This window comes from Rhizobium lentis (genome assembly GCF_014200175.1).
GTDB classification, from domain to species: Bacteria; Pseudomonadota; Alphaproteobacteria; order Rhizobiales; family Rhizobiaceae; genus Rhizobium; species Rhizobium mulingense.
Window position 1 is genome coordinate 166,808 of the sequence record NZ_JACHBD010000002.1, and the last position, 15,855, is coordinate 182,662.

The window sequence follows — 15,855 nt, forward strand, 5'->3', positions numbered from 1 at the left end:
TGCGATAACGCGGCTCAGGCGGGATAAATGCCGAGGAAGTGCTGCAGATATTCCGAAAGGATCATCGACGGCACCAGCAGCACCAGCGTCAGCGCGCCGACCATCAGCGCGTGATCGTGGCAGATCATCCGGAGGATCCGCGCCAGCACGAAGACCTGCGCCAGCATGAAGGCGAGCAGCAGCAGCGAGACGAGGCCGACGGCGCCGGGCAGGAAGAACACCAGCGCCAGCAGTAGGCCGTTGATGTAGGAGAGCGGCACGCCGAGCCAATTGACACTGACGACGACGGGGGCAAAGCGCTCGCCCATGCGGAAGGCCAGCAGCAGCAGCCCGGCAAAGACCAGCGGCACAATCCAGTTGGCGATCTCGACGAGGCCGAGCCTGACAAAAAAGGCAAAATTGACATCGGCTTCCGGCGGCAACGAGCGCAGGAAGGCCTGTCGCCACCAGAGCCAGGAAATGCCCATCGGCGGCAGGCACCAGGCGATCGCCCAGAACGAGCGGTTGACGCCACGCTCCGACAGATCGAGGAAGCGGAAGCCGCGCGGATCCATCCGGATCAGCAGCCAGAGGCCGGCCAGATAATACTGGACTTCCCTAAGACCCGGCATGGGCGAACCAGCGGGCGATGAAGGTCTCGTAGATCTCCGTCAGCGTCTCCAGATCGGCAACGGCGACGCGCTCGTCGACCATGTGCATCGTCTGGCCGACGAGGCCGAACTCGACGACCGGGCAATAGTCCTTGATGAAGCGGGCATCCGACGTGCCGCCGGTGGTCGAAAGCTTCGGGGATCGACCGATGGTGCTCTCGATGGCCGACGACAGCGAGGCGATCAGAGCATTGTTGCGGGTCAGGAAGACGTGGCTCGGCCGGTCGGCCCAGACGATATCATATTTGGCCGGCGGCCTGCCTGGACGCAGCTGGCCATTGCCTGCGGCGGCTTCGAGCCGGCGCAAGATTTCGACGCGCAGCGTTTCGACGGTCCAGCTGTCATTGAAGCGGATGTTGAAGCCTGCCGATGCCTTGGCCGGAATGACGTTCGTCGCAGGGTTGCCGACATCGACCGTCGTCACTTCGAGGTTCGATGGCTGGAAATCGTCGGTTCCGCCATCGAAGGGCGGGTCCATCAGCGCCTGCGTCAGCTGCAATAGGCCGCGCACTGGATTGTCGGCAAGGTGCGGGTAGGCGGCATGGCCCTGCACGCCATGCACTGTGATCTTCCCCGACAGCGAGCCGCGCCGGCCGATCTTGATCATGTCGCCGAGCCGGTCCGGATTGGTCGGTTCTCCCACAAGGCAGGCGTCCCACCGTTCGCCGCGCTCCGCCGCCCATTGCAGCAATTTGATCGTGCCGTTGATCGCCGGGCCTTCTTCGTCGCCGGTGATGAGGAAAGAGATCGAGCCGGCCGGCGGCCCGTTCTTTTCGATATGACGGGCGACGGCGGCGACGAAACAGGCAATGCCGCCCTTCATGTCGACAGCGCCGCGGCCGAAGAGCTCGCCCTTTGATATCTCGGCGGCAAAGGGCGGATGTGTCCAGGCGGCTTCGTCGCCGACCGGCACCACATCCGTGTGGCCCGCAAACATCAGGTGCGGGCCGTCGCTGCCAAGTCGGGCATAGAGGTTCTCGATATCGGCTGTGCCCTCTTCGCGTGCCGTCACCTTATCGACCGTAAAGCCGAGCGGCGCGAGCATGGCGTCGAGCGCCGTGAGCGCGCCGCCTTCGGCGGGTGTCACGGACGGGCAGCGAATCAACGTCTGGAGATTGGCGACGGGGTCGGTAGCGGTCATGGCGTCGAACTATCCGGCGGGAATGGCAAAGACATGGCAGGGCGGAGCCGCCTCGCGTAAAAAGACGCCGTCTGTTTAACGGATCAATGTGCCGGTGTCATCAATCTCTGAGCAGCTCGTTGATGCCGGTCTTGGAGCGGGTCTGTTCGTCGACGCGCTTGACGATGACGGCGCAGTAGAGATGCGGCGCCGGCAGGCCGTTTGCCATCGTCGCATTGGCCGAGGCCATCGAACCGGCGACGACGACGGAATAGGGCGGCACTTCGCCGTACATGACCTCGCCGGTGGCGCGGTCGACGATCTTGGTCGACTTGCCGATGTAAACGCCCATGCCGAGCACGGAACCTTCACGGATGATGCAGCCCTCGACCACTTCGGAGCGGGCGCCGATGAAGCAATTGTCCTCGATGATCGTCGGGCCGGCCTGCATCGGCTCCAGCACGCCGCCGATGCCGACGCCGCCGGAGAGATGCACATGTTTTCCGATCTGTGCGCAGGAGCCGACCGTCGCCCAGGTATCGACCATCGTGCCTTCGCCGACATAGGCGCCGAGATTGACGAAGGAGGGCATCAGGATGGCGTTCGGCGCGATATAGGCGGAGCGGCGCACGACGCAGTTGGGCACGGCGCGGAAACCGGCGGCGCGGAACTGGTTCTCGCCCCAGTTTTCGAACTTCGAGGGAACCTTGTCCCACCAGGTGGAATTGCCCGAGCCGCCCTTGACCACCTCCATGTCGTTGAGGCGGAAGGACAGCAGCACCGCCTTCTTCAGCCACTGGTTGACCGTCCAGGCGCCGTCGGCGCCGCGTGTCGCCACGCGGACCTTGCCGGCATCCAGCAGATCGAGTGCTGCTTCGACCGCATCGCGGACCTCGCCCTTCGTCGACATGTTCACATTGTCACGATTGTCGAAGGCGGCTTCGATGGTCTTTTCGAGGGATGCGAGGTCGGTGGCGCTCATGGGAATTCCTTAAACTTCGATCTTTATCGTGGAGACGGCGCAGTCTCCGGAATTGCGGTTGGCGGGATGGTTTCCTGCTCTACAGCATGCGCCCGTAGAATGGAATTATTTTTCGGGCAGGATCAATCTGGTTTCAAGGCGTTATAGCGACATATCCGGCACTAAGGCCGGCAGTACTGAAAGGCATTTCGACATGGCGAAGGGACGTAACGGCGGTTCTAGGCGCAAGGATGGCGTATGGGACCCGCTGAAAAGCAGTTCGACCGACAGGCAGCGGGCGCAAGCCGTGCCGAAGACGCCGCAGACGATGTCACCTGCCTATCGTCTTGCCTATGTCGACGAGGATTTCCTCTGCCGCGAGGAACTGCGGCCGATCCGCTTGCAACTGGAACTGCTGAAGACCGAGATGATGCTGACGGAACGCGGCATCCGCTCCACCGTCGTCATGTTCGGCGGCGCCCGCATTCCTGCCCCCGGCCAGAGCGCCTGGGCGGCGCGCAACGACATCCAGCGCGTCAATCTGGAGGCGGCGTCCGTCTATTATGACGAAGCCCGCAAATTCGCCCGGCTCTGCTCGAAATATTCGGCGAGTTTCGATTTCCAGGAATATGTCATCGTCACCGGCGGCGGCCCCGGCGTCATGGAGGCGGGCAATCGCGGCGCGGCCGACGAGGGCGCACCCTCGATCGGCCTCAACATTGTGCTGCCGCACGAGCAGGCGCCGAATGCCTATGTGACGCCGGAGCTCAGCTTCAACTTCCACTATTTCGCCATTCGCAAAATGCATTTCATGGTGCGCGCCAAGGCGATCGCGGTCTTTCCCGGTGGGTTCGGAACGCTCGACGAATTCTTCGAATGCCTGACGCTGATCCAGACTGGTCGGATGGAGCGCCTGCCGCTGATCCTGTTCGGCGAGGCCTTCTGGCGAAGCATCATCAATTTCGAGGCATTGGCCGAATTCGGCACGATCGCGCCTGACGACGTCAAGCTGATCAGCTTCGTCGACACGGCCGACGCCGCATGGAAGATTGTTCAGGATTTCTACGAGCACTAAGAATAGGGCCTAAGCGCAGGTCTCGATCGCGAAAGCTGTCCCTTTCCCCGCCGGAGCGGGGAAAGAGCGGGGCAATGGTTCGTCCAACCTTACAGGAGCGGGCGGTCCGGCATGTCGTCGATCGAGATGACGCCGTCCTTGTTGCGGTCCATGCGGGTGAACAGTTTGTCGAAGGCGGCAACCGCTTCCTGTTTGGAAATCTGGCCGTTCTCGTCAGTGTCGGCCCGGCGCATCATCATCGACGCGCGCATGAAGGTGCCGCCATGGCGCATCCAGTGATGGCCGTCATGCCCGTCGCGGGGCGGCCGCCCGGCCTCGTCATCCGGCATGTCGGCCGTCGCGTTCGCGTCTTTTTCGGCGCCGGCCTCCTGCTTGTGCTGATCCTTCATCGCCTGCAGCTGCGTCTGCCGGTACTGGCGGATTTCGCCTGGAGTCAGCGAGCCGTCATTGTTGGTATCGATCGCGGCGAAGATCTTGTCGAGTCCACTGCTCGCTTCCTCCTTGGAGACCTTGCCATCCTTGTTCGCGTCGAACTCTTTGAGCATGCGGACATAAGTGATTTCGAGGAAGGCGTCGCGGCCCGGACCGTCCATGCCGGCATGATGCGGACGCGGCCCGTTGCCGGGTGCGGCAAAACTTACCCCGGCGGCTCCGCCGAAAATGAAGACGGAGGAGAGCGCTGCCACTATCAGCTTGTTGCGGTACATCGTGTTTCCCTTTCGTAAGGTGTCCCCTCACGAAAGAGGCTATGGCAGCGGACCCAAAAGACCCAGTTAAACATCGGTAAGCTGGGTGAAACTTTGGTAAGGTGTCCGGTAGTCTAGCCGCCGGATCCGGTCACCTTGCCGAGGAATGCGACGAGATCGTCGGTGACGAAATCGATGTGATCCTCCTCGCCGCTGGTTCTTTCCCACCACTCGACGACCGTGTCTTCCAGATTGCGTGGCACCAGCAGCACGGTCTGCATGCCGAGCGCCTTCGGCACCGTCAGATTGCGCGGCAGATCCTCGAACATCGCCGCTTTGCCCGTGTCGACGCGCTTCAGCGCCGCAAACTTGTCATAGGTAGCCTGCGCCGGTTTGGGCACGTAGTCGGCGGCGACGATGTCGAAGATATCGTCGAAATGCTCGAGAATGCCGAGCGCTCCTGCCGTCATCTCGGCGTGTTTGACGCTGCCGTTGGTGAAGATGAATTTACGCCCCGGCAGCGCCTTGATCGCCTGTCCGAGTTCCGGCTGCGGCATCAGCGCCGAATAATCGATTGCATGCGCCTTTTCGAGAAAGTCGTTCGGATCGATGCCGTGATGGATCATCAGACCCTGCAACGTCGTGCCGTGCTCGAGATAATATTGCTTCTGCAGCTTGCGCGCCTCTTCCCGCTCCATCTGTAAGAGCGCGGCGACATAGGCGGTCATGTTCCTGTCGATCTGCGCGAAGAGATTGACATGATGCGGATAGAGCGTGTTGTCGAGGTCGAAAACCCAGTCAGTAACGTGGTCGAAATCGGCTTTTTCGGGGGTGCGGTCGATCTTTGTCATGGCGGTCTTATGGCATGGCTGCCGCGGGAAACCAAAGGGCTTTTGCTCGAGTGTCCGCTTTCCCGTGGCCTTCTTAAAAATGCCGCTAGATTTTCACAACTTTAAAGAGATTCCGGCTGAATATCGCCATTGATCGCTGGTGACTTTCTGCCTGCGTCAGACAGGGGGACCCGCAAGGGTAAAGTCGCATGAAGATCGTTCTGATCAATCCACCACATACCGCTATCGGTAGCCGTATTCCCGATGATCACCTTCCACCGCTCGGCCTTCTCTCGGTCGCAGGTCCTCTGATCGATGACGGTCATGATCTCAGCCTCATCGATGCAGAGTTCGGACCGATGACGATTGCGGAAATCATCGACCGGATCACGGCGAACGGTCCTGATCTGGTGCTGATCGGCCATTCCGGCTCGACTTCGGCCCATCCTACTGCGCGCGCGATCGCAGAAGCGGTCAAGCGCAGCGATCCCGCGATCCGCGTTGTCTATGGCGGCGTGTTTCCCACTTACCATTGGCGAGAGGTCCTGGCCGAGACCGAGGCATTCGACATCGTCGTGCGAGGGGAGGGCGAGGAAACGATGCGGCGCCTCGCCGGTGCCCTGGCCGCCAACCGTCCGCTTGATGCCATTGCCGGGATTGCCTATCGCGACGGCCGCGGCGAAGTCCGGGCAACCCAGCCGGCGCAGGCGATCGCCGATCTCGCTGCCTATCGCATCGGCTGGGAACTGATCGACCATGCCAGCTACAGCTATTGGGGTGGCAAGCGGGCCGTCGTTATGCAGTTCTCGCGTGGCTGTCCGCATCTGTGCAATTATTGCGGCCAGCGCGGCTTCTGGACCCGATGGCGCCACCGCTCGCCGGAACTGTTTGCCCGCGAGATCGCCAGGCTTTATCACGAACAGGGAGTCGAACTCATCAATCTTGCCGATGAGAACCCGACCTCGTCGCGCAAGGCCTGGCTCGCGTTCCTCGAAGCGATGATCGCCGAGAATGTGCCGGTGCAGATCGTCGGCTCAACGCGCGCGGATGACATCGTCCGCGACGCCGATATCCTGCATCTCTATCGCAAGGCCGGTGTCGTGCGCTGGCTGCTCGGCATGGAAAATACCGACGAGGCAACCCTGGCCCTGATCAAGAAGGGCGGAGCCAAAACGACCGACCGCGAGGCAATCCGGCTTCTGCGCCAGCACGACATCCTCTCAATGGCGACCTGGGTGGTCGGTTTCGAAGAGGAGAAGCTCAGCGATCTCTGGCGCGGCTTCCGGCAACTGCTCTCCTATGACCCCGACCAGATCCAGGCGCTCTACGTCACCCCGCATCGCTGGACACCCTTCTTCCGTATCGCCCGTGACCGACAGGTGATCGAGACCGATATCCGCAAATGGGATTACAAACATCAGGTCTTGAAGATGCGGTACCTGAACCCCTTCGTGCTGATCGCCTGCGTCAAGCTCATCGAGGTGGCGGTCCAGGCGCGGCCGAAGGCGCTGGTGCGCATCCTCTTTCATCGCGACCGCGAGCAGCGCCATTCCATGCGTTGGTACACGCAGATGGGGCGCCGGGTGTGGTTTCATGAGGTTCTCGAATTTCTTTTCCGCCGCCGCCATCTGAAGAATGGCCCGACGCTCGAGAATTTCTGGGGCGCGCCGCAGGATGACGAGGAGGAGTCGATGCTCCGACCGCAACGGCATATAAAGAGCCTCGACGCGGCGGAATAAAAATAGACGCCCGATTTTCGGCGGACGCGACAGGCGCGGGATGCTAGAAAGCGGGCATGCTGTTCGAACGCGCCGACGATGATACGCTCTATGACGCCCTGGTCGCGCGCAGCGCCGATTACGAGGGTCAGGCCTATGTCTGCGTGAAGACGACAGGCGTCTTCTGCCGTCTGACCTGCCCGGCGCGCAAGCCTAAGCGGGAAAACACCCTGTTCTTTGAGACGATCGCCGCCTGCATGCATTCCGGCTTTCGCCCCTGCCGGCGCTGCAAGCCGCTGGAGCAGCCGGGCCGTGAGCCGGTCGTCGACGCCTTGCTGGCCCGGCTGGAGGACGAGCCGGAGGTCCGCTGGAGCGAAGACGAGCTCGTTCGCCGCGGCCATGATCCTTCGACCGTGCGCCGCGCCTTCAAGCGGGCGCTCGGCATGACTTTCCACGATATCGTCCGTTACATCAGGCTCGGCGAAGCGGCCAGGCAGCTGGCCGATGGGGCACGCGTCATCGATGTCCAGATCGAAGCTGGATATGAGTCTCCGAGCGGCTTTCGCTCGGCTTTCCAGCGGCTCGTCGGCAAGGCGCCGGCGCTTTCGCAGAACCGCGAACTGCTCTTTGCCGGTTGGTTCGACACGCCGCTCGGGCCGATGATCGCGGTTGCTGACAGGACCTGTCTGCATCTTCTCGAATTTCATGATCGCAAGGCGCTGCCGGCCGAACTCGAAGCGCTGCAGAAACGCGTCCGCTCTTCGGTAGCGATCGGCCGCACCCCTGTCATCGATCAGATCGAGGCGGAAATCCGGGATTATTTCGAGGGCCGGCTCAGCGTTTTCAGGACGCCGCTGGCGCTCGGCGGCACGCCCTTCGAAAAACATGTCTGGGCAAAGCCGATGGAGATTCCGATCGGGCAGACGCGCGCCTATGGCGATCTCGCCAGGGGGATGCAAAGGCCGGAGGTGGTGCGGGCCGTCGGCCGCGCCAATGGCGCCAACCAGCTGGCCATCATCGTGCCCTGCCATCGAATCCTCGGCGCGGACGGGTCGCTGACTGGTTACGGCGGCGGGTTCTGGCGCAAGCAATGGCTGCTGCGCCATGAAGAGAAGATCAGTACACAGGCAGAGATGGAGGAAAAAGCATGAACCAGACTGAAAAGGCCCGAGCATTCGGCGCGCTGCACCAGAAGGGCAATCCGATCGTCCTCTACAATATCTGGGATGCCGGCACGGCAAAGGCGGTGGCGGAAGCCGGCGCCAAGGCGTTGGCGACCGGAAGCTGGTCGGTCGCCGCAGCCCACGGGTATGCCGACGGCGAGAAGCTGCCAATGTCAGTGCTGGTCGAGACGGCGAAATCCATCACCGATTTCGTCGACCTGCCGCTTTCCGTCGACTTCGAAGGCGCCTATTCGGCGGAGCCCGAGGGGGCGGCGGCCAACGTCGCCAGACTGGTCGAGATCGGCGCCGTCGGCATCAATTTCGAAGATCGGGTGGTGTCCGGCGAGGGGCTCTATCCCGTCGAGAGCCAGGCGGCCCGCATCCGCGCCATTCGTGATATGGCCGACGGCAAAGATATTCCCTTTTTCATCAACGCCCGCACCGATCTGTTCCTGGCCGAGAGCGATCTTGCCAAACATGCCGGTCTGGTGGACGAGGCGATTGAGCGGGGCAGGGCCTATGCGTCCGCCGGCGGCAGCGGCTTCTTCGTGCCCGGTCTGATCGATGCTGGTTTGATCGAAAAGATCTGCGCGGCATCGGCGCTGCCGGTCAATGTTATGATGCGGGCGGGCGCCCCTGATGTGAAAACGTTGGCACGGCTCGGGGTCGGCCGCATCAGCTATGGGCCGGGGCCTTACCGGTCGATGATGGAAAGGCTGAGACAGGAGGCGGCAGCGATTTACAGCCTGCTCTGAGAAGTTTGCGGGCCGCATCCGCATGAAAGGCTGCGGCCCGAAAATGACATCCCGTTTGTTCAGGAACGGAAGCGCAGATTGTGCCGTGTCAGCTGGTTGACCGAGGTGCAACCCATCAGCTTCATGTCGCGCTCGATCTCGGTGCGCATCGTCTCCAGTGCCCGTTCGACGCCGGGCTGTCCGGCAGCGGCCAGCGGGAAGAGATAGTAGCGTCCGAGCCCGACGGCCTTTGCCCCCAGCGACAAGGCCTTGAGAACATGCGTGCCCCGCTGCACGCCGCCATCCATCATCACGTCGATCCGATCGCCGACGGCATCGACGATCTCGGCCAGCTGATCGAAGGCGCTGCGGGAACCGTCGAGCTGGCGGCCGCCATGATTCGACAACACGATGCCGGTGCAGCCGATCTCGACCGCGCGTTTGGCGTCCTCGACCGACATGATGCCCTTGAGGCAGAATTGCCCGCCCCAGGCCTGCACCATCTCCGCCACGTCGTTCCACGACATCGAGGGGTCGAGCATCTCGGTGAAATAGCGGCTGATCGAGAGCGCGCCGCCATCCATCTTCACATGATTTTCGAGCTGCGGCAGCCGGAACGCCTCATGCGTCATCCAGTCGATCCCCCAGGAGGGCTTGATCGCAAACTGCATCATGCCGGCGATATTGAGCTTGAAAGGAATGGCAAAACCGGTGCGCTTGTCGCGTTCGCGGTTGCCGCCGGTGATGCTGTCGACCGTCAGCATCATCGCCTGGACACCGGCGGTCTTCGCCCGCGCCATCATTTCGTGGTTGAGACCGCGGTCCTTATGGAAATAGAACTGATAGACCTGTGGCCCGTCGCTGATCTGCCTGGCCTCCTCCAGGCTGATCGTGCCGAGCGAAGAAACGCCGAACATCGTGCCGTATTTGGCCGCTGCCGCCGCGACCGCCCGTTCCCCCTGGTGGTGAAACAGCCGCTGCAGCGCGGTCGGCGAGCAATAAACCGGCATCGCCAGCTTTTGTCCCATGACGGTCACCGACATATCGATGTCGGCCACCCCGCGCAAAACGTTGGGCACCAGATCGCAAGCTTCGAAGGCCGCGGTATTGCGCCGATACGTCACCTCGTCATCGGCGGCGCCGTCGATATAATCGAAGATCGGCCCGGGAAGCCGCCGTTTGGCCATGCGCCGGAAATCGTGAAAATTATAGCAGTCTGTAAGGCGCATCTTTTTGCTCGACCCGTTGAGTTTGGGCCGCAACCTAAAGCACGATTCGAAATCTTGCCAAGTCTAGATCGTTCGATTTGCGACCTGTCGGATGGATATTGCTGCTTGGGAGAGTTTCTGCGTCGGGCGGTGGTCAGCCAGTGTCGGGCAAACCTCCTCACCGCTGCTGCCGCACGGCACCCTCAAACCTCCGCTGCACGCTGATGGTTTGTGCGATGAAGTTGCGGACGATGGGCGAGCGCTCGTCACGACGGGTTGATAGGGCCACACGTGCTATCGGCGCATCCCCTGAGATAGCGATGTAGCGGACGCCGGGAACATTGATCTTGGTCATTTCTACCGGCACGATCGAGATGCCGAGGCCGACGGCGACCAAGCTGGCAATGGACGTGATTTGCGGCGCCGGCGGGCCGAGAAGAGGTTCAAATCCCGATCGTCGGCAGGCGGCGATAATGTCGTCAAAAAAACTGGCGCCTGCCTCGCGCGGGAAGAGGACGAAGCTCTCTTCCGCAAGCTCGTCGAGCCGCAATGCTTTTGCTTGTGACTTGTGATGTCCCGACGGCAGGGCGATAACCATCGGCTCTTCGGCCACAAGCGCAGACCGGGCTTGCGCCGGGTCAGAACTGCCCGGACGGATGAAGACGGCGTCGAGTTCGGCGGCGTCCAGCCGTTCCAGCAATCGCGCGGTGGGTGCTTCCTCCAGGCTGAGCTCGACCGCCGCATATTTCTCGCGAAAGACATTGATCGCGGAAGGCACGATGGGATTGAAAACCGCCGAGCTGGTAAATCCGACCCGCAGCCGACCCTGATGGCCGCGCGCTGCCCGCAATGCGCTTTGCTTTGCTTGTTCTGCCTGCAGCAGGATGGCTCGAACCTCAGGTAGAAAAGCCTTGCCCGCCTCCGTCAGTTCGGCGCCGCTCGGAAGTCGCCGGAAGAGCAAGGCGCCAATCTCATTTTCGAGATCGCGAATCTGGTTGCTCAACGGCGGTTGTCCGATGCCGACCCTGCGCGCCGCTCGCGTAAAGTTCAGTTCTTCAGCGACAGCAATGAAATAACGAAGGTGACGCAACTCCATGTCATTCTTTTAAGATATCGATATCGCCTTTGCAATATATTGGAAATATTCACGTCCTCCCGCCACATGATCACGGGCGCCCCCACAACAGGCGCGATCGTTAGCGGGAGTTCAACATGAGTGGATATGAAAAGCAGTTCCTGATTACCGGTGTCAGCTCGGGCTTCGGCCTCGCTTTTGCGCAAGCCGCATTGGAAAAGGGGCACAAAGTCGTGGGCACGGTGCGAACCGACGAGGCCGCGGTCCGCTTCGAGAATCTGGCGCCTGGCCGCGCCCTCACCGTTAACCTCGACGTCGCCGATGTTGCGGCGCTCGAACCGATTGTTACGGATATCGAAAGATCCGTCGGTCCTGTCGACGTGCTCATCAACAATGCGGGTTACGGGCATGAGGGGACGATGGAGGAATCGCCGATCGAGGAAATGCGGCGGCAATTCGAAGCGAATGTCTTCGGAGCTGTCGCAATGATGAAGGCTGTCCTGCCGTTCATGCGCCGGCGGCGGACAGGCCATATCATCAATATCACCTCCATGGGAGGTTTCATCACCATGCCGGGCATCGCATATTATTGCGGCAGCAAATTTGCGCTGGAAGGGATAAGCGAGGTTCTTGCAAAAGAAGTGAAAGACTTCGGTATTTCGGTCACGGCGGTGGCTCCTGGCTCGTTCCGAACCGATTGGGCGGGCCGGTCCATGGTCCGCAGCGGCAGGAGCATTGCCGATTACGATGCGCTTTTTGATCCGATCCGCAGGGCACGTGAGGAAAAGAACGGCAAACAGGCGGGGGATCCTCGTAAGGCAGCCGCAGCCGTAATGGCGCTGGTCGAGGCGGAAAAACCACCCGTCCATCTGTTGCTTGGAGCCGATGCCCTTTCGCTCGTCCGCGACAGGCTGAAAAGCTTGAGCGCGGAAATCGACGCCTGGGAAGATCTTACGCTTTCGACGGATTTTGCCGAAGCATAAGGGGCGCCCGCAAGCGCCCTGTTCGATCAGGGAACGATCAGCGTTCCGATGCCGTGCTCGGTAAAGATCTCGAGCAGGACGGAATGGGCGGTCTTGCCGTTCAGAATGACGACGCCCTGCACGCCGGCCTTGATCGCGTCGATGCAGGTCTCGACCTTGGGGATCATGCCGCCCGAGATCGTGCCGTCGGCGATCAGCGCATGCGCTTCGGCGACGGAAAGTTCCTTGATGAGCTGACCCTTCTTGTCGAGCACGCCGGGAACGTCGGTCAAAAACAGCAGTCGGGTGGCGTTCAGCGCGCCGGCAATGGCGCCGGCGAAAGTGTCGGCGTTGATATTGTAAGTCGCGCCGTCGCGGCCAGGAGCCACGGGCGCGATGACCGGGATCATCTCGGAGCGGGCGAGCAGATCGAGCAGCGTGCGGTCGACTTCGACCACTTCGCCGACAAAGCCGAGATCAAGCACCCGCTCAATGTTGGAATCCGGGTCTTTGATGGTCTTGCGTGCCTTTTCGGCGAAGACCATGTTGCCGTCCTTGCCGCAAAGGCCGATCGCCCATTCGCCCGTCTGGTTGATCAGCGCGACGATCTCCTTGTTGATCGAGCCGGCGAGCACCATTTCGACGATCTCGACCGTCTTCTGGTCGGTGACGCGAAGACCGCCTTCGAATTTCGATTCGATGCCCATCTTGGTCAGCATGGCGCCGATCTGCGGACCGCCGCCGTGAACGACGATCGGGTTGACGCCCGACTGTTTCAGAAGCGCGATGTCGCTGGCAAAGGCCTTGCCGAGCTCGGGATTGCCCATCGCATGGCCGCCGTACTTCACCACGATCGTTTTATTTTCGTAACGCTGCATGAAGGGCAGTGCCTTGGCAAGAAGCCGTGCCTGAAGTTCGCTTTCGGTTTCGTTCATGGGAACCCCGCAGAATTGATCGCGGCCTTTTATCGCAAGTTTCTGACAGAGGGAATAATCCAGAGCGCAATAGTTTTTCGTATGTGGCACGGGGCGGGAGGAGTTCGGTGCGCCGGCTGAGCCAAGCACGATATCAGGAACGGCATGCAAGGCGATGAGATCAAGCACCTGATCGGCCGCGTCACGCTGGCGACCGTATGGCCTTCGCTGCCCTATACAGCCAGACCGCACCGAAACTTTTCGCAATTTGCCTGCGTATTCTGAAGGACCGCACGGAAGCCGAGGAGCCCTGCAGGAAGTCTATGTCAATTGGGCGAGCGGCTTGGGCGGTTTCCGGCAACCTCGGAGCCATCCTCGGCATGGTTGGCCGCAATTGCCGTTGCGTGCACGCAAGCCCGTCGCCGACGAATGCGATAGCATCTGCGATCTTGCCGATACCAACCCGATCCGGAAAGACAGACGGTGAGGAAGGATGAAGGAAGGCGGATTGACACCTGCATGGAAGAGTTGGAAGCTGATCGTGCGGTCGCCGTGAAACGGGCTTATGTCAAAGGACTGAGCTATCAGGAACTGGCGGATCAGTTTGGCGTTCCGCTGAACACGATGCGGACCTGGCTCAGGCGCAGCCTCTTGAACTGAGAGAGTGCATGGAACGATGACATCGCCCGACAAAAGCAAGGGAAATCGCTCCCGCGACGAGGTCCTCGCCGGTGAATATGTATTGGGCGTCCTGTCGCTACAGGATCGCCGGGTAGTGGAAGAGCGCATGCGCCGCGACCGCACCTTTGCGGCGATCGTCAGCCGCTGGGAAACCAACCTCTCCGCCTTCAACGACGAATATGACGGCGTCGCGCCGAGCCGGGAAACCTTCAAGCAGATCGAGGCTCGGTTGTTCGGCGATGCCGGAAAGCCTGCATCCTTTTCGCAGGGGCTGTGGAATTCCGCGGTCTTCTGGCGATCGCTGGCGTTCGCCTGCATCGTCGTCGCCGTCAGTGCCGTCATCTTCGCCTCCGGCCTTGTACCGCAGCCGCAGGGGCCGGCACCGCTGGTGGCCGAACTTGCGGGTCAAAACAACACGATCAATCTCCGCGCCTCCTACGAGATCCAGAGCGGCCGGCTGAAGATCGTGCCGGTCGCCGCCGGCAAGCCGGAGGAGAAATCGCTCGAACTCTGGCTGGTGCCGGGCAGTGGCGTACCGAAATCGCTCGGCATCTTCGAGCCCGGCGAAAGCGGTGAACTCGTCATTCCCGCCGATCTGCGCAACAATGTCGCCGATGGCGCAACCCTTGCCGTCAGCCTCGAGCCTTTCGGCGGTTCGCTGACCGGACAGGTGACCGGTCCGGTGATCGCAAGCGGCGCGGTGCACCGGCCATAACGGTGCGTCGGCCGTAAATCAATTTCTCCCTGTCTGAAACTCTTCGGCGCGGCCTTCCGTAGTTCGACATGTCGGATGACGCTCAGGCATGCATGATGCCGGCTACTGCTTCTTGCGAAGGGTCGGGATCTCACTCCCTTGGGGCAGATCTATTGCGCCGCTTCGGTTTTCGGGAAGACGAGGGAGACACTGCAATTCAACACGATATCAGTCAGCGCTTTCCCTCGACCTGTGGCCGGGAGCCCTGTCAGCCGTTCGAATTCGATGTTGACGTAAATCAGCGTCTCGCAGGTGCCGCCGAACTCGAAGACGGCTACCGCGTAGGCGACATGATCGAGAAAGTATCGAAATTGGTCGCCGTCGAGGGCTTCGGTAAGATGGGCCAGGTTGCCGAAGCCCTCCGGCGATAGGGCTTCGTCTGTGTCAGTCATCAATGATTATTCGCGTATGTCGCTGCTCTTCAACAGCATGAGATGACGCGTTGCTTCAAAAACTGCGACGGCGCAAGCGCAATCAGTATCGCACGTAGTCGACAAGTGGTTTCCCGATGGAGCGACGGTCGATCTCCGCAACCTGCTTGGAATATTTCGATCGACAGGACCAATCGAGCAGCGCGGATACAAAAGATCGCGATGTGTTTTAGCGAAGCCTGTTTATGCTCGATCGTAGGTAAACGATGTCAGCAGCGTCGTGACGAAATTGCTCGCCCGTTCCTTGACGAGGACTTCCGTCCATTCATCTGTGCCGCGCAGCCGCAAATCGGTGTAAATACTGTCCACGGCCGCCTCTTCAATCCGTTTGATATGTGTCTTGAACGACGCCTCGCCCCCGCCGCGATACATATCTCTGATGACCATGCGCAAAATTTCCTGAATGGCGATCTGCCACGCCGTGTTGATCGACTGAAGTTCTTTCGCGTCCTCTGTCATTGAGGCTCCCTTTGGTATGAGTGAACTGCCGGCACGGCTCAGGCCGGTACCTGTGCCCTGCTCGTTCAACCGAACGCATTTTCTCGGGAAAATTCGGCGCCGGCACAACGCTGCGGCGACGCAAAGGACTATTTCCGGGCGGCGGATCACGATGCTTCAGTGCAATCGGCACGGCGAGTGTACTTGGCCGCAGTCTTGCGTCAGCAGGCCTTGGCGCGCTTGGCAATAAGGGCCGACGTCGCCGACGCCCGGTCGTTGCGTTCCTTGGCAAGCCGCGCCTCCCGAAGCCGCAACGTCTTCGCCTGGAGGGATTGGGCGTCGGATTCGAGTTCTTCCACCGCCTTGTTCTTTGCGAAGAACTGCGATTGGACGTTGCCGAAGGCGATCTCGGCTCGCTGGCGTGATTTGCTGTATGTTTGGGTCATGTGGGCTCC

Annotated in this window: 16 protein-coding genes and 2 pseudogenes; 7 read left to right on the forward strand and 11 right to left on the reverse strand. The window is 61.1% G+C overall.

The features are described 5' to 3' along the window. Positions 1-14: 14 nt before the first annotated feature. From GGI60_RS06485 to dapD, 3 genes are all read right to left on the reverse strand, one after another. Positions 15-611: a hypothetical protein gene (locus GGI60_RS06485; RefSeq protein ID WP_183914190.1), complete on the reverse strand. Its 597-nt coding sequence runs from the start codon at positions 609-611 to the stop codon at positions 15-17. Then, positions 598-1,791: a succinyl-diaminopimelate desuccinylase gene (gene dapE / locus GGI60_RS06490; RefSeq protein WP_183914192.1), complete on the reverse strand. Its 1,194-nt coding sequence runs from the start codon at positions 1,789-1,791 to the stop codon at positions 598-600. The genes GGI60_RS06485 and dapE overlap by 14 nt, the downstream gene beginning before the upstream one ends. A gap of 100 nt (positions 1,792-1,891) precedes the next feature. Continuing rightward, a complete protein-coding gene (gene dapD, locus GGI60_RS06495; protein ID WP_183914194.1) occupies positions 1,892-2,752 on the reverse strand; it encodes a 2,3,4,5-tetrahydropyridine-2,6-dicarboxylate N-succinyltransferase in 861 nt (286 codons plus the stop codon). A gap of 193 nt (positions 2,753-2,945) precedes the next feature. Between dapD and GGI60_RS06500 the strand changes: the two genes are divergently transcribed. Next, complete coding sequence (locus tag GGI60_RS06500) at positions 2,946-3,806, forward strand: LOG family protein (RefSeq protein WP_010031366.1); 861 nt, start codon at positions 2,946-2,948, stop codon at positions 3,804-3,806. 89 nt (positions 3,807-3,895) lie between these two features. Here GGI60_RS06500 and GGI60_RS06505 read toward each other — a convergent pair whose 3' ends face one another. Next, positions 3,896-4,513 (reverse strand): EF-hand domain-containing protein, encoded by a 618-nt coding sequence (locus tag GGI60_RS06505; RefSeq protein WP_183914197.1) that lies wholly within the window; start codon positions 4,511-4,513, stop codon positions 3,896-3,898. 113 nt (positions 4,514-4,626) lie between these two features. Next, on the reverse strand, positions 4,627-5,343 hold the full coding sequence (locus GGI60_RS06510) for a pyrimidine 5'-nucleotidase (RefSeq protein ID WP_183914198.1): 717 nt from the start codon (positions 5,341-5,343) through the stop codon (positions 4,627-4,629). Between the two features lie 188 nt (positions 5,344-5,531). Between GGI60_RS06510 and bchE the strand changes: the two genes are divergently transcribed. The 3 genes from bchE to GGI60_RS06525 are packed head-to-tail and all read left to right on the forward strand — an operon-like array spanning position 5,532 to position 8,958. After that, positions 5,532-7,061, forward strand: coding sequence for a magnesium-protoporphyrin IX monomethyl ester anaerobic oxidative cyclase (gene bchE, locus GGI60_RS06515; RefSeq protein ID WP_183914200.1), 1,530 nt, complete (start codon positions 5,532-5,534; stop codon positions 7,059-7,061). 56 nt (positions 7,062-7,117) lie between these two features. After that, positions 7,118-8,191 carry a bifunctional transcriptional activator/DNA repair enzyme AdaA gene (locus tag GGI60_RS06520; RefSeq protein ID WP_183914202.1) on the forward strand — a complete coding sequence of 358 codons (1,074 nt, stop codon included), beginning with the start codon at positions 7,118-7,120 and terminating at the stop codon, positions 8,189-8,191. Beyond that, positions 8,188-8,958 (forward strand): isocitrate lyase/phosphoenolpyruvate mutase family protein, encoded by a 771-nt coding sequence (locus tag GGI60_RS06525; protein ID WP_183914204.1) that lies wholly within the window; start codon positions 8,188-8,190, stop codon positions 8,956-8,958. The genes GGI60_RS06520 and GGI60_RS06525 overlap by 4 nt, the downstream gene beginning before the upstream one ends. A 59-nt stretch (positions 8,959-9,017) precedes the next feature. Here the strand turns inward: GGI60_RS06525 and GGI60_RS06530 are convergent, their stop codons facing one another. Continuing rightward, the gene (locus GGI60_RS06530) at positions 9,018-10,166 is read right to left on the reverse strand and encodes an alpha-hydroxy acid oxidase (protein ID WP_183914206.1); all 1,149 of its coding nucleotides are present in this window, start codon (positions 10,164-10,166) and stop codon (positions 9,018-9,020) included. A 157-nt stretch (positions 10,167-10,323) separates the two neighbouring features. Then, on the reverse strand, positions 10,324-11,241 hold the full coding sequence (locus GGI60_RS06535) for a LysR family transcriptional regulator (RefSeq protein ID WP_183914208.1): 918 nt from the start codon (positions 11,239-11,241) through the stop codon (positions 10,324-10,326). Positions 11,242-11,357: 116 nt separating this feature from the next. Here GGI60_RS06535 and GGI60_RS06540 point away from each other — a divergent pair, with 116 nt between their 5' ends. Then, the gene (locus GGI60_RS06540; protein WP_183914210.1) at positions 11,358-12,203 is read left to right on the forward strand and encodes an oxidoreductase; all 846 of its coding nucleotides are present in this window, start codon (positions 11,358-11,360) and stop codon (positions 12,201-12,203) included. A 26-nt stretch (positions 12,204-12,229) separates the two neighbouring features. Here the strand turns inward: GGI60_RS06540 and argB are convergent, their stop codons facing one another. Next, the gene (gene argB / locus GGI60_RS06545) at positions 12,230-13,117 is read right to left on the reverse strand and encodes an acetylglutamate kinase (protein ID WP_183914212.1); all 888 of its coding nucleotides are present in this window, start codon (positions 13,115-13,117) and stop codon (positions 12,230-12,232) included. Positions 13,118-13,261: 144 nt separating this feature from the next. Here argB and GGI60_RS06550 point away from each other — a divergent pair. Together GGI60_RS06550 and GGI60_RS06555 are read left to right on the forward strand one after the other, a co-directional pair. Beyond that, positions 13,262-13,776: pseudogene (locus GGI60_RS06550) on the forward strand (sigma-70 family RNA polymerase sigma factor). Beyond that, positions 13,773-14,492 (forward strand): anti-sigma factor domain-containing protein, encoded by a 720-nt coding sequence (locus tag GGI60_RS06555; protein ID WP_183914214.1) that lies wholly within the window; start codon positions 13,773-13,775, stop codon positions 14,490-14,492. Before GGI60_RS06550 ends, GGI60_RS06555 begins: the two are co-directional and overlap by 4 nt. Before the next feature lie 158 nt (positions 14,493-14,650). Here the strand turns inward: GGI60_RS06555 and GGI60_RS06560 are convergent. From GGI60_RS06560 to GGI60_RS06570, 3 genes and pseudogenes are all read right to left on the reverse strand, one after another. Further along, positions 14,651-14,923, reverse strand: a pseudogene (locus GGI60_RS06560) (histidine kinase); the annotation flags it as partial. 222 nt (positions 14,924-15,145) lie between these two features. Continuing rightward, positions 15,146-15,421, reverse strand: coding sequence for a hypothetical protein (locus GGI60_RS06565; protein WP_183914218.1), 276 nt, complete (start codon positions 15,419-15,421; stop codon positions 15,146-15,148). 200 nt (positions 15,422-15,621) lie between these two features. Then, positions 15,622-15,846, reverse strand: coding sequence for a hypothetical protein (locus tag GGI60_RS06570; protein WP_183914221.1), 225 nt, complete (start codon positions 15,844-15,846; stop codon positions 15,622-15,624). Between the last annotated feature and the right edge of the window lie 9 nt (positions 15,847-15,855).

What these genes read in the sequence shown, in the direction of transcription:
- GGI60_RS06505 (WP_183914197.1), bottom strand. Translation starts at nt 4,513, where the DNA reads ATGTACCGCAACAAGCTGATAGTGGCAGCGCTCTCCTCCGTCTTCATT.
- GGI60_RS06540 (WP_183914210.1), top strand. Translation starts at nt 11,358, where the DNA reads ATGAGTGGATATGAAAAGCAGTTCCTGATTACCGGTGTCAGCTCGGGC.
- GGI60_RS06510 (WP_183914198.1), bottom strand. Translation starts at nt 5,343, where the DNA reads ATGACAAAGATCGACCGCACCCCCGAAAAAGCCGATTTCGACCACGTT.
- GGI60_RS06535 (WP_183914208.1), bottom strand. Translation starts at nt 11,241, where the DNA reads ATGGAGTTGCGTCACCTTCGTTATTTCATTGCTGTCGCTGAAGAACTG.
- dapE (WP_183914192.1), bottom strand. Translation starts at nt 1,791, where the DNA reads ATGACCGCTACCGACCCCGTCGCCAATCTCCAGACGTTGATTCGCTGC.
- GGI60_RS06565 (WP_183914218.1), bottom strand. Translation starts at nt 15,421, where the DNA reads ATGACAGAGGACGCGAAAGAACTTCAGTCGATCAACACGGCGTGGCAG.
- GGI60_RS06530 (WP_183914206.1), bottom strand. Translation starts at nt 10,166, where the DNA reads ATGCGCCTTACAGACTGCTATAATTTTCACGATTTCCGGCGCATGGCC.
- GGI60_RS06485 (WP_183914190.1), bottom strand. Translation starts at nt 611, where the DNA reads ATGCCGGGTCTTAGGGAAGTCCAGTATTATCTGGCCGGCCTCTGGCTG.
- argB (WP_183914212.1), bottom strand. Translation starts at nt 13,117, where the DNA reads ATGAACGAAACCGAAAGCGAACTTCAGGCACGGCTTCTTGCCAAGGCA.
- GGI60_RS06555 (WP_183914214.1), top strand. Translation starts at nt 13,773, where the DNA reads ATGACATCGCCCGACAAAAGCAAGGGAAATCGCTCCCGCGACGAGGTC.
- bchE (WP_183914200.1), top strand. Translation starts at nt 5,532, where the DNA reads ATGAAGATCGTTCTGATCAATCCACCACATACCGCTATCGGTAGCCGT.
- dapD (WP_183914194.1), bottom strand. Translation starts at nt 2,752, where the DNA reads ATGAGCGCCACCGACCTCGCATCCCTCGAAAAGACCATCGAAGCCGCC.
- GGI60_RS06570 (WP_183914221.1), bottom strand. Translation starts at nt 15,846, where the DNA reads ATGACCCAAACATACAGCAAATCACGCCAGCGAGCCGAGATCGCCTTC.
- GGI60_RS06525 (WP_183914204.1), top strand. Translation starts at nt 8,188, where the DNA reads ATGAACCAGACTGAAAAGGCCCGAGCATTCGGCGCGCTGCACCAGAAG.
- GGI60_RS06520 (WP_183914202.1), top strand. Translation starts at nt 7,118, where the DNA reads ATGCTGTTCGAACGCGCCGACGATGATACGCTCTATGACGCCCTGGTC.
- GGI60_RS06500 (WP_010031366.1), top strand. Translation starts at nt 2,946, where the DNA reads ATGGCGAAGGGACGTAACGGCGGTTCTAGGCGCAAGGATGGCGTATGG.